At 29.3% G+C, this 12,880-nt stretch carries 11 protein-coding genes; 7 read left to right on the forward strand and 4 right to left on the reverse strand.

The genetic code is table 11. The features are described 5' to 3' along the window. The first annotated feature begins 127 nt into the window (after positions 1-127). The 4 genes from Q0J69_RS09310 to Q0J69_RS09325 all read left to right on the forward strand — a co-directional run bounded on the left by Q0J69_RS09310 (position 128) and on the right by Q0J69_RS09325 (position 3,991). Positions 128-1,183, forward strand: a complete 1,056-nt coding sequence (locus Q0J69_RS09310) for a galactose ABC transporter substrate-binding protein (RefSeq protein ID WP_297206609.1) — start codon at positions 128-130, stop codon at positions 1,181-1,183. Positions 1,184-1,278: 95 nt separating this feature from the next. After that, the gene (gene mglA, locus Q0J69_RS09315) at positions 1,279-2,778 is read left to right on the forward strand and encodes a galactose/methyl galactoside ABC transporter ATP-binding protein MglA (protein ID WP_297206611.1); all 1,500 of its coding nucleotides are present in this window, start codon (positions 1,279-1,281) and stop codon (positions 2,776-2,778) included. 20 nt (positions 2,779-2,798) lie between these two features. Further along, the gene (gene mglC / locus Q0J69_RS09320; RefSeq protein WP_297206613.1) at positions 2,799-3,821 is read left to right on the forward strand and encodes a galactose/methyl galactoside ABC transporter permease MglC; all 1,023 of its coding nucleotides are present in this window, start codon (positions 2,799-2,801) and stop codon (positions 3,819-3,821) included. Positions 3,822-3,832: 11 nt separating this feature from the next. Continuing rightward, positions 3,833-3,991 carry a hypothetical protein gene (locus tag Q0J69_RS09325; RefSeq protein ID WP_297206615.1) on the forward strand — a complete coding sequence of 53 codons (159 nt, stop codon included), beginning with the start codon at positions 3,833-3,835 and terminating at the stop codon, positions 3,989-3,991. A 43-nt stretch (positions 3,992-4,034) separates the two neighbouring features. Here the strand turns inward: Q0J69_RS09325 and Q0J69_RS09330 are convergent, their stop codons facing one another. Both Q0J69_RS09330 and Q0J69_RS09335 read right to left on the reverse strand, forming a co-directional pair. Next, positions 4,035-4,412, reverse strand: a complete 378-nt coding sequence (locus tag Q0J69_RS09330) for an META domain-containing protein (RefSeq protein ID WP_297206617.1) — start codon at positions 4,410-4,412, stop codon at positions 4,035-4,037. A gap of 35 nt (positions 4,413-4,447) precedes the next feature. Beyond that, a complete protein-coding gene (locus Q0J69_RS09335) occupies positions 4,448-4,954 on the reverse strand; it encodes a hypothetical protein (RefSeq protein ID WP_297206619.1) in 507 nt (168 codons plus the stop codon). Between the two features lie 140 nt (positions 4,955-5,094). Between Q0J69_RS09335 and Q0J69_RS09340 the strand changes: the two genes are divergently transcribed. Both Q0J69_RS09340 and Q0J69_RS09345 read left to right on the forward strand, forming a co-directional pair. Next, positions 5,095-7,092, forward strand: a complete 1,998-nt coding sequence (locus Q0J69_RS09340; protein ID WP_297206621.1) for an FUSC family protein — start codon at positions 5,095-5,097, stop codon at positions 7,090-7,092. A 102-nt stretch (positions 7,093-7,194) separates the two neighbouring features. Then, complete coding sequence (locus Q0J69_RS09345) at positions 7,195-7,842, forward strand: hypothetical protein (RefSeq protein WP_297206623.1); 648 nt, start codon at positions 7,195-7,197, stop codon at positions 7,840-7,842. Position 7,843: 1 nt separating this feature from the next. On the opposite strand, the gene Q0J69_RS09350 is transcribed toward Q0J69_RS09345, so the two are convergent. Together Q0J69_RS09350 and Q0J69_RS09355 are read right to left on the reverse strand one after the other, a co-directional pair. Continuing rightward, positions 7,844-9,010, reverse strand: coding sequence for a DUF6348 family protein (locus Q0J69_RS09350; RefSeq protein ID WP_297206625.1), 1,167 nt, complete (start codon positions 9,008-9,010; stop codon positions 7,844-7,846). A 5-nt stretch (positions 9,011-9,015) separates the two neighbouring features. Continuing rightward, positions 9,016-10,323 (reverse strand): UDP-glucose/GDP-mannose dehydrogenase family protein, encoded by a 1,308-nt coding sequence (locus Q0J69_RS09355; protein WP_297206627.1) that lies wholly within the window; start codon positions 10,321-10,323, stop codon positions 9,016-9,018. Positions 10,324-10,476: 153 nt separating this feature from the next. On the opposite strand from Q0J69_RS09355, the gene Q0J69_RS09360 reads away from it, so the two are divergent. Beyond that, the gene (locus Q0J69_RS09360) at positions 10,477-12,864 is read left to right on the forward strand and encodes a chemotaxis protein CheA (RefSeq protein ID WP_297206629.1); all 2,388 of its coding nucleotides are present in this window, start codon (positions 10,477-10,479) and stop codon (positions 12,862-12,864) included. The last annotated feature ends 16 nt before the right edge of the window (positions 12,865-12,880 follow it).

A 12,880-nucleotide genomic window follows, 5' to 3' on the forward strand; every position in this document is an offset into this window, starting at 1 on the left:
TTTTTGTGATATTAAGAATTATCATTTTGTATATTTATATAATTAATATGTTTTTTACTTGATTTACTAGATAAAATTTATATACTTAATTTTAGAGAATATTAATTAATTTAAGGAGTTTTCATATATGAAAAAGTCACTTATTGCTACTGGAGCATTGTTGGTAATGTCTTCTATTTTTGTAATATCATGCGGAGGCGGAGCTTCATCTTCTAATGCTGCTGCAGACGGTCCTACTATAGGAGTAACAATTTACCGTTATGATGACAACTTTATGTCTTTCTACAGAAGAAACATTGAAAGTAGAATGAGCGGAAAAGCAAATTTAATAATCAATGATTCACAAAATAACCAAGCTCAGCAAAATGACCAAGTTGATGTTATGATTCAAAAAGATTCAAAAGCATTAGCTATCAATTTAGTAGACCCTCAGGCTGCTCAAACTATAATAGCTAAAGCTAAAGCTAAAGAAATACCAGTTATATTTTTCAATAAACAGCCTAGTGCTGAAGCTATGGCTAGCTATGATAAAACTTGGTATGTAGGTACTACTCCTGAAGAATCAGGCGATATGCAAGGAAAAATCGTTGTAGATACTTGGAAAGCTAATCCTACTTGGGATAGAAACGGCGATGGTATCATACAATACGTATTATTAAAAGGCGAACCAGGACACCCAGATGCTGAAGCTAGAACTAGCCATGTTACTTTATACATCACTAATAATGGTCTTAAAGTAGAAAGATTAGAACCAGAACAAACAGCTATGTGGGATACTGCAAAAGCTAAAGATATAGTTGATGCTTGGATGCAAAAACACGGCAACAAAATCGAATATATTTTCTGTAATAATGATGCTATGGCTTTAGGTGCTTTACAATCTGTACAGGCTTTAGGATATAATTTAGAAGGCGGAGATCCTGCTAAATTTATACCTATAGTAGGTGTAGATGCTATTCCAGAAATGATTAATGAAATCAAAAAAGGAACAGTTGCAGGTTCTGTTCTTAATGACCCAGTTGGTCAGTCTCAAGCTCTTGTAGATTTGACTTTAAACGCAGCTGCTGGAAAAGATCCTTTAGATGGAACTACTTGGGTTTTAGACGAAGTTAAAGCAGTTCGTGTTCCTTATGTTGCTATAACTAAAGATAATATAAATGTTGCTGAAGAAGCTTATAAATAATAAATAGTTTATTATTGACAGGGGTATTATTTATCTAATATCCCTGTTTTTTTAATATTTTAAGTTTTTAGTTATTTTATAAAGGTTTTATATATATGGATAAAAAAGTTATTCTTGAAATGAAAGGTATTTCAAAGTCTTTTCCAGGTGTAAAAGCATTGGACGATGTTCAGCTTACCGTAAGAGAAGGCGAAGTTGTGGCACTTATGGGTGAAAATGGTGCTGGTAAATCTACTTTAATGAAATGTCTATTTGGTATATATCATAAAGATAGCGGAACAATATTATTGGATGGGAAGGAAGTTAATTTTACTTCACCTAAACAGGCTTTAAATAACGGTGTTGCAATGGTTCACCAAGAATTAAATCAGGTTAGACAGAGAAATATATCTGATAATATATGGCTTGGAAAATATCCTACTAAATTCGGATTAGTTGATGAGAAGAAGATGTATGATGATACTAAAGCCATATTTGATGATTTGGAAATACCTTTGGACCCTAGAACTAAAGTTTCTACATTATCCGTATCTGAAATGCAAATGGTTGAAATAGCTAAGGCTGTTTCATATAATTCTAAAATATTGGTATTGGATGAACCTACAAGTTCATTAACTGAAAAAGAGGTAGCTAAATTATTTAAGATCATACGAAAACTTCAAAGCAGAGGCGTTGGTATGATTTATATATCTCATAAAATGGAAGAAATTTTACAAATTTCTGATGAAGTTACAATAATGAGGGATGGAAAATATGTAGCCACTACTCCTGCAAAAGAATTAACAACCGATATGATAATAAAACAAATGGTAGGAAGGGATCTTACTAACCGCTTCCCAGAAAAAACAAATACCCCTGCTGAAGATATTTTAGAAATAAAAGATTTTACAGCATTCTATCAACCTTCTCTTAAGGAAGTTAATTTTAGCGTTAGAAAAGGAGAGGTATTTGGAATAGCAGGACTTGTCGGAGCTAAGAGAACTGAAGTTTTAGAGAGTATATTCGGCATGCGTACTTTATCTTCAGGACATGTAATAAAGATGGATCATGAAGTTAATAACTCTTCTACTAGAAAAGCTATTAGAAATGGTTTTGCTTTAGTAACTGAAGAGCGAAGACAGACTGGCATATTCGGCATGCTTTCTATCAATTTTAATTCCACTATAGCAAATATAGATAATTATAGGAATAAATTCGGATTTTTAGATAATAAAAAAATGCATGAAGATACCAAATGGGTAATAGACAGTATGCAGGTAAAAACTCCTTCTGAGAAAACTGCTATACAGTCATTATCAGGAGGTAATCAGCAGAAAGTTATTTTAGGAAGATGGCTTTTAAGCAAGCCTGATATTCTTATGCTTGATGAACCTACACGCGGTATTGATGTTGGGGCAAAATATGATATATACAGACTTATTATAGATTTAGCTACAGTTGGTAAGGCTGTAATAGTAGTTAGTTCTGAAATGCCTGAATTGTTAGGAATAACTGACAGAATTATGGTTATGAGCAACGGACGTGTTGCTGGAATTGTTGAAACTAAAAACACTAATCAGGAAGAAATTATGGCATTGTCTGCTAAATATTTATAATTTAATTAAAAGGATTAATCATGGATAAAAATAAAATAAACATTAAAACTATTAAATCATTTGTATTAAACAATGCTATATTTGCGGCATTACTGTTAATAATTATAGGTATTATCATTAAAGACCCTAGTTTCTTCAAATTAAGTAACTTCTTAAATATATTTGCTCAGGCATCTACTCGTATGATAATAGCTGTAGGTATTGGTACTCTTTTGGTAACTCAAGGTAACGACTTAGGTGCAGGCAGAGCTGTAGGACTTGCTGCTGTTGTAAGTGCTTCTTTATTACAATCTACTTCTAACCCTACTAGAATGTATCCTGATTTACCTGTACTTCCTGTTATACTTCCTATACTTTTAGTTATGCTTATACTTATGGTATTCGGACTTATAAATGGCTTTATCATTTCTAAATTATATGTAACTCCATTTATTGCTACTTTAGGTATGCAGCTTATACTTTATGGTGTAACTAGTACTTATTTTGACAGACCTCCTTATGGTGCTCAGCCTATTGGTGGACTTGATCCTAGATTTACTAACTTAGCTCAAGGCGGTATTAAATTGGGAAGTTATACTATTTCATATTTAATTATATTTGCTATCATAATAACAGCTATAATGTGGGTTGTGTGGAATAAAACTAAATTAGGTAAAAACATATTTGCGGTAGGAGGTAACCCTGAAGCTGCTGCTGTTTCTGGTGTAAATATTCCTGTTACTCTTATGATAGTTTATACTATGGCTGGTGCTTTATATGGTATAGCTGGTTCATTAGAGGTTGCTCGCGTTGGTTCTGCTACTAATAATTTGGGTAATGGTTATGAGCTTGATGCTATTGCTGCTTGTGTAGTTGGAGGGGTTTCTTTCTCTGGCGGTATTGGTTCTATATTAGGTATTGTATCTGGTGTATTAATATTCCAAGTTATTAACTATGGTATGACATTCGTTGGTATTTCTCCATACATGCAATATATAATTAAAGGTGCTATCATCATAGCTGCTGTTGCTGTTGATACACAAAAATATTTGAAAAAAGTTTGATGGGTTTTATTATGGAATATGATGATAATAATGATCCTTTTAGAAGAGAATTTAATAAAAAGGAAACTAGAAAACGTACTTTAAAATCTTGGATATTCTTAGGTTTTATATTTATGATATTTTTAGTTGCCGAGTTTGTCAGATATATAATGACAATAATATACGGATAAAATAAAAAATAAAGGCTGTGCTTATTAATTAGCATAGCCTTTTTTACTGAATTTCTTCATATATAAGCGGTTCATCCATGAATGTTGTATATATAAAAAGGTTATTGTTTTCTATTTTAAAAGAATATGCTGTCTGAAGTATTGATATATAATCTCCTTCCGCTTTTCTTTTTTGAGCATTATCAGTTTTTCTTGTTGTTTTTATCATAGCTATTGAAATTAAGTCGCCGTTAATAGTACAGTCAGCCCAATAATCATTTATAGCAGATTTTCCGTATATTTTATTATCATCTATACTTATAGTAATATTCATAGCTGTATGCATATTTATAAGTTTATAGACCTTTACTTTTTTTTCAATTTGCGGATGTTCAGTACCTGATTTGATGCAGTACGAACATGAAATTAATGGATGAGGCATTAATAATATAAAACAAACTATTATTTTTTTTAAATTTAAAATAATGTAAGTTCTCCTTCTTTGCTGCCGCCTCCGCTTAAATCTTCAAATGTATCCATACCGCCTGAACCGCTATTATCAAATGCACCAGATGAATTTCCTTTAAGCACATCCTCAAATATAGGCGAACTTATCAATCTAGTATAAGCCTGATTTTGATTTTTTTCAAATTGAATATTAGGATTAGTTTTAATGGCATGGGTTAGAAGTAATTTTGCAAAACCATTTCTTCTATACGGATAATTCATATATATATATTTTAATACATTATCTTTTCCTATATAGTAATATCCGTGTATCCTGCCGTCTATAGTTAATAATCCTATATTTGTATTATTAGTACGAAGTATTTTAAAGAAATAAGGGTCTGTATAAACAACCTCTTTATTATCTTTTATCTTTATATTACGTATAAAATTTTCTAATTCATTTCTGTATAAGCTGTTATACTCTATAACCACTACTGATGGATATTCTTCATGTTCTATGATTGTAGCAGCCATATAATTACCCCCAAGATTATATACAATATGTTATTTTTTAGTATCGGCAATATTTAATTTTTTATTGACTATTTTATATTTATAATATAGTCTTTTATCATATAAGTATAATAAAAATTAAAATATATTCAAGAATCTCAATGCTTATTTTTTATAAAAAACAAATAAATATTATAAAAGCATTCTTGATAAGAGCATTGGATTTTATTCCGAGTGTTCTTACTGGCATGTTTGTACTTGTTATATCCAATAATCTGTTTGGAAGAGAAAATTCCACTATAGGCATAATTACTATATTTATATGTGCATTTATGAGGCAGAGTTTTACTGTTTCATCTTTTCCTGCTGTGGCATTTAGAATATTGTTATTGGGTTTTTTAGCTACTATAGCAGAACAGAATATAGTTTTTATAATATTGTTTAATTTTATAGTGCCTTTCTGCGTAGTTTTTCTATTATCCGATGATTTTGTTCCTAGAAATTATTTTATATACGGGTTTACTTATGTTCTGCTGCAGGCATATAATATACCAATATCCAATATACATTTAAGAATGGAGGCTATACTTACAGCATTATTAGTATCATTTATATTTTTGGTATTAAATAAATTTTTAACTAAGCATAAAGTTTCTAATAATCTTGCTTCAAGCAGTATTAAGATAATAAGCAAAAAATTATTATCATTATACAATAAATCATGTTCTTTAGATAAGGGAAAGAATGATGAATTATTTTCTATAATAAATTCTTATACTTCAGCTATATATGTTGACTCATTAAAAAGACACGGCATTATGAATAATAGAAATATTAATCATTTTGAATTAGTATTATTTTTAGAAGAGATCAATCAGCTTATAAAAAAAGAATACGAAAAAATGTGCATTTTAAATGATGATGATTTGAATTATTTTCTGCAGCTTTCCAAATTAATGGATAGAATATCTAATTTGCTTAAGCATGATATATCTAAGAAGGAAAAAGAGTTTAATTCTGTTATTTCTGGTATTAAATATTTTTATGATAATTATTCATTAAGCGATGAGAAATCAAATTATGAATGGATATACGCTGTAAGGAAACTCAACAGAATATTATATAGGATGTTTGAAAATAAAAAGGATGATTTTGAGATAAAAAGGGTATTTAATTTAAAATTTATAAGATTAAAAAAAGAGTTTAATATTAATAAATGCCATTTTAGATTTGCTTTAAAAATGGGTATAATAATGTGTATATCTTTTACCATAAGATATTTTCTTCCTGATGAGATTGCAGTCAGAGGATACTGGCTTCCTATACTTTCTTATATTATGATTTATCCTTTTTATGAAGAGCAGAAAGCAAATTTAAAAATAGATGTATTTGGTAATTTTTTAGGAGCATTGATATTTGCGGCAGTTTTTAAATATGTTCCAAATGAAATGATTATACCTTCTATAGGAGTATGTTTTGTTTTGTCATTATCATCTGTCAATGGATTTTTTAAAAAGATATACGGAACAGTGTCAGCATTAATATCATCATTTCCATATATGACTAAGTTAGTTTCTACATCATCAAGAGTTGGGTTTATACTTATAGCATTGTCTATGGTGTGGATATTTGATCATTTTATCATAAGAACTGAGAGCCATAAAGGAATGGTTGATAAAATAAGCGAACTTATAGAAATAGATACTATAATTATTAATCAAATAAGAAAAGCTATTAATAATGAAGAAACTTCTGTGTACTTGTATGAAATTATATTAAAGGCATACATGATAAAAAATAACATTATAATACATGAGAAAAATCAAACTAGATATAAAGGAACTCCTATAACTGATTCATTAATTGAAAGTAATGATAAATTTATACTTGAAGCTGAGCAGATAATATCATTAATTAAATCCTATAATAGAGAAGAGGATAAGCAGAATATGCTGATATTTATTGAAAATATAACAAATATATTAGGAAATACAGCAAAACTTTTTAGAAATGAAATAGATGATTTTAATAATAATGAAGAAAATAAAATAAATACAATAAAAGATGATTCTTATATATTTTACAGATTAGAAAATTGTTTCAACAGCATCAATTCTATTAACAGCTCTATAAAAAATAATATTGATAATATATTTTAATAATTTTCCTTTGTATATATATCAGGGGACATACTGATATATGATTTGAATTAAATATATTTATATCTATAATTCATACAAATATAAAAATATGGATGATATATGAAAAAAACTATTTTTTTATTTGTACTTATTATAACAATATCTTCAAATGCATTTTCTCAATTAGGTTTTTTTAGTTTAGGCTATATACTTCCTTTAGCTGGAAGCCTGCCTTCATATTATATTGGGAATCAGAATAATGTTTATAAATCAAAATCTGCTTTTGAGATAGGTTTTTTGCTTCAGCCTGCATATAATTTCTTTTTGAGTAAGAATGCGTTATTGGGACTAGGCATGGATTTAGGATACTACAGAGATAGTTACGGATTTATGGATAATGGAAAAAAATATACTCATGTTTTTGATAGTTTGAATATAGGCGGATACATTGAAACGATGTTTGCCAGAATGTTTATGATAGGTTTTGGAGGCGGGGTTAAGGTGCCGCTTGGAGGAAGCTATAGATACGATTATATAATAGAAGTTTTAAATTATGGAAGGCTTAAAAACAGATTTGATAATATAGTAATACCTTATATAAAATTTCTCGTAGGTTTAAAAACATTTGTAAGTTTTAGCGGCATAAGTTTAAGTTTTTATTTCAATTATGATTTTCCTCTTATGGAATATAAAAGAACATCAGTTAAATTTTCATCTATAGATTTGGGTGTTCAAATTGGATTATATTTTTCTACTTTGTCATATTAATTTATATAAAATTATAATCTGATGTGAAATTGAATGTATTGTATATATATATTTCATTCATTGGGATATTAGGCTTATTTTGCAAGGTATCATATATTATATTGTATGAATTGCTTAGATGAACAAGATCATTGAATGTTTCTTCTTTGAAAATATTATTAGAAAAACCGTCCATTAATGCATCTTCAATATATTTATAGCTTGTAAATTGAGCCTTTAATATTTTATAGCTGTTGGAGTTTATATTGATATTAACTCTTTCATCAAATATGACATCTTTGAATGCATTTTCAGCACATATTTCTGGTATAAAATTAATAATTTCTTCTCTTATACTGTTATCGGGGATAATATTTTTTATGCTTCTTATAAATTTTTCATAATCTCCATTAGAATTTTCAAATTCCAATACATACTCTATGACAAAATATTCTATTTCTTCTTTTGTATACGGATATTTTATATAAGTATTATCAGATTGAAGTATAAAGAAAAACTGCTTTATAGAAAAAAATTCTCCTTCATTATTCCATTTTATAATTTCATCCTTAATACAATCTTCCAATGTTTTGTTATTAACATTGTTTATTGTACATTCAACAATAACATCTCCATTAGGCATTTTAGCACCATAAGTCTTTATAAAATTAACTCTATTATTTCTTAATATAAAAGGCACATCCTTATACACAGCATTCCATAAAAAACTTGAATATCCATTCTCTCCATCAAATCCCACATAATCTTCATAAAAATTTTCTTTGTTTTCTATATTTCCAAGACCTATCATAGGGCTTTCGCATACCGTGAAACTTTTCTTTTTATCAAGAATAAATGTTTCTATTTCATGGTGATAAACCCCATTTAAAAAATCTAAAATACCTTGTAAAGGACAATAAACAAAATTATCAGAAGCTATCATTATAGCTTTATATTCGTCCGATGCCATACTGGAAGATGAATCAAAAAATATATTATCAAATAAAGGAGCTTTGACATAGAAATATATGGAGCATAATACACTGTTCTTTCTCTCAAGCTGTACTATTTCGGGTTCTATAATAATATCATAGCTTAAAAGTCTTATATGATTATTCTCTATTTTATTTTTTTCGGTAATAGTTCTATGAAGTCTGTTTAATAATATATTTTTATATTCATTTACCATGTTATTTAGTCTTCGGCAACGCCTAATGAAATATATTTTATGCCTCTTTCTTTCATTCTGCTTTTTTCATATTGATTTCTGCCGTCAAATATTATAGGTTCTTTTAATAATTCTTTAATTTTATCAAAACTAGGTCTTCTAAACTCATTCCACTCAGTAACTAAAATTAAAGCATCTGCATTTGATAAAGCATCATAAGCATTTTCAGCATAGTATATTTTATCTCCGAATATAGCTTTAGCACTATCGAAAGCCTTAGGATCATAAGCTCTAATATTAGCACCTGCATCTAAAAGCATGTTAATGATAGTTATTGAAGGAGCTTCCCTCATATCATTGGTTCTAGGTTTAAATGCAAGTCCCCATAAAGCAAAAGTTCTGCCTTTAACATCATTATTATAATGTTTAAGAATTTTATTTACGAATATTTTTCTTTGATTAACATTAACTTTGTGAGTAGCCTTAAGCAAGTCTGAATTGATACCGTAATCAGAAGCAGTTTTTATTAATGCCTGTACATCCTTAGGAAAGCAGCTTCCTCCGTATCCTAATCCATGAAATAAGAATTGATTTCCTATTCTTTTATCGCTTGACATACCGATTCTGACTAAATCAGCATTAGCACCAACTTTTTCACATATATTAGCTATTTCATTGGCAAAAGATATTTTAGTTGCTAAAAATGCATTAGCAGCATATTTAGTCATTTCAGCAGAACGCACATCCATTATAATTATAGGATTTCCAGTTCTTGTAAATGGGTTATAAATATCTCTCATTATATCTATTGCTTTTTCACTGTCTGAGCCTATAACAACTCTATCTGGCTTCAGAAAATCATCAACAGCAGCACCTTGCTTTAAAAACTCAGGATTAGAAACAACATCAAATTCCCCATTATAATTTTTCTTTATCTCATCTTCAACTAGTTTATGAGTTCCAACAGGTACTGTAGATTTATCGACTATTACTTTATACCCATTCATAGCTTTGCCTATATCATTAGCAACGGAAAGTACAAAACTTAAATCGCAGCTTCCATCATCTCCAGAAGGAGTACCTACAGCGATGAAACAAGCTATAGATTTTTGTACAGCAGAAGCTAAATCGTTTGTAAACTCTAATCTTCCTTCAGAAACATTGGCTAATATAAGTTCTTCAAGCCCTGGTTCGTACAGAGGAGTAATACCATTTTTTAATTTTTTAAGTTTTTCTTCGTCATTATCTACACATATAACATAATTACCCATTTCAGCAAGACATGCACCTGTAATAAGACCAACATAACCAGTACCTATTATACATATTTTCATTTTTTGCCCCTTTAAAATAAAGATATAGACATTTAATTGTTTTTATAATATAATAAATTATTATATTTTCAAGTAAAATATTATTTACTATAGACATTTTTATCTTTTTCCGATAATATATAGTAAGATTTTCGATTTTTATGAGGCGTATAGATGGATGATTATATAAAAAGTCTGCTTAAGGATTTCTTTGAAGAAGCATTTGAAATGCTTGATAGACTTGAGCAAAATATACTTATTTTAGATAATGAAAGAAACAATGTTGATGCAATACAGGAAATATTCAGAGCTGTTCATACTTTAAAAGGAAGTGCAGGTGCTGTAGAATTAGTTGAAACACAAAAATATGCTCATAGATTTGAAGATTTACTTGATTTAATAAGAAATAATAAAATAGAAGTAGATGATGCTACTATAGATGTTCTTTTAAAAGGCATAGATATATTAAAAGACTTAATTAATACAGCTAGTGAAGAAAGCGAGTATTCTGGAGATATAGAAGCAGAGATAAAAAAGCTTGAAGATTTTAAAAACATGAAATTAGGCAATGCTCCTGCATCTTCCGCCGCCGAAAGTACTACAAGCACATCGGCAGCTCCTGAAACAGAGAAAAAAGTTAATAAATATGAGCTTCTTCCAAATGATAATGATTTACTGGGTATAATTAGAGATAATGTTGAAGAGGGTGTAAAAACAAAATTAGTACATGTTAGTTTTGATCCAGAAAGCCCTATGAGAACTGTAGGCGGTGTTCAAGTATTTGTAGCTCTTAAAGATGTAGGGGAGATAATGGGGAGTATTCCTCCTCTTGAGGCTTTGGAAGGTGATGAGTTTTATGAACATGTTACATATATATTTGCAACTATAAATGAAGATAAAACAATAATAGATGCCATTACATTACCAGATGTTACAAAAGAAATATCCATTGAAGATATTATATTAGAAGAATATGAGAAATTTCTTCAAGATAAGAAACAAAAAGAAGCAGCTCCTGCTGTTAAAGAGGCAGCTCCTGCATCAAAAAAACCTGAAGCGGCAAAGGGAGGAAAAGATCATAAAACAGAAAGACAAAGTTCTTTCCTTAGAGTAGAAAGCGACAGAATTGATGCCATGATGAATCAGGTAGGAGAGCTTGTAACTAATAAAAGTTCTTATGTTCAGTATGATGATGACTTTACATCGTATAATAAAATAATAGGTAATGGTATAAATGAGGTAAAAAGGTATTATAGGGATAGTATTGTTCAGATACTTAGAAAATTTGAAGAATACATGCAAAAGAAAGAGATTAAAGAGATTAGGAATGTATATTTAGATGGTTTTAATGATAAACTTTCAGAATTGGTAAAAATGGAGGAAGAGTTTAAAACCACTTTGGATAAATTTAGAAATTCATATCAGCTTCTTACTAGGGTAACTAATGAACTTCAGGAAACTGTAATGAAGATAAGGATGCTTCCTATAGCACAGACATTCAATAGATTTCCTCGTTTGATTAGGGATTTATCAAGGGATTTAGGCAAAGAAGTTAAATTGGAAATGTACGGAGAGGAAACAGAATTAGATAAATCAGTTATAGAAGTATTAGTAGACCCATTGGTGCATATTATAAGAAATGCCATGGATCATGGTATAGAACATCCTGATGAAAGAGAAAAAGCTGGAAAGCCTAGAACAGGGACAGTAGTTTTAGGTGCTTCGCATGAAGGCAACTTAATAATAATAAAAATATCTGATGACGGCAAAGGAATGATACCTCAGAAAATATTTGAAAGTGCTGTAAAAAAAGGATTAGTATCTGCAGATGCCAAACTTTCTGAAAAACAAATGCTTGAATATATATTTGCTCCAGGTTTCTCTACAGCTGCAAAAATAACCAATGTATCTGGAAGGGGAGTTGGTATGGATGTAGTTAAAAAGAGTTTAGAGAAAATTAACGGAACTGTCGGTATAGAAACAGAATGGGGTAAGGGTTCTACTTTCTTTCTTAGAATACCTCTTACTGTAGCAATTATTCAGGCTCTTATAGTTGATGCTGAAAAAGAGTATTATGCTGTTCCTATTAACAGTATATTGGAAACTGTAAAAATAGATGTTAAAGATATTCAGGAATTGGAAGGCATAGAGGTAATAAAGGTTAGGGATGATGTTATCAATGTACTTAGTATTAAGGAATTATTCAGACTTCCTTCAAGATATGATAATATAAAATCATATTATGCTGTTATACTTTCTTCTGAGGGTAAAAAAGTTGCGTTATTGGTTAATAACTTAATAGGAGAGCAGGATATAGTTATTAAGACATTAAAAGATAGCATTACAAAAAGCGAAGGTTTGGCTGGTGCTACAGTTCTAGGGGATGGTACAGTAAGCTTTATTTTGGATATTCAAACTATAGTTAGTCTTGGTACAAAGAGAATCATAGAAAGAGGAAAAGTTTCTAATTCTTCTGCTTCAAAAAATGATTTAAGAAGTTTTATAGAAAAATTAAAAAATAATGAAATACCAGAAGCTAATGCTACAAAAAATAAAGACTGATTAAAAAATTTAAAAA

This window comes from uncultured Brachyspira sp., from assembly GCF_944388875.1.
Taxonomy (GTDB): Bacteria; Spirochaetota; Brachyspiria; order Brachyspirales; family Brachyspiraceae; genus Brachyspira.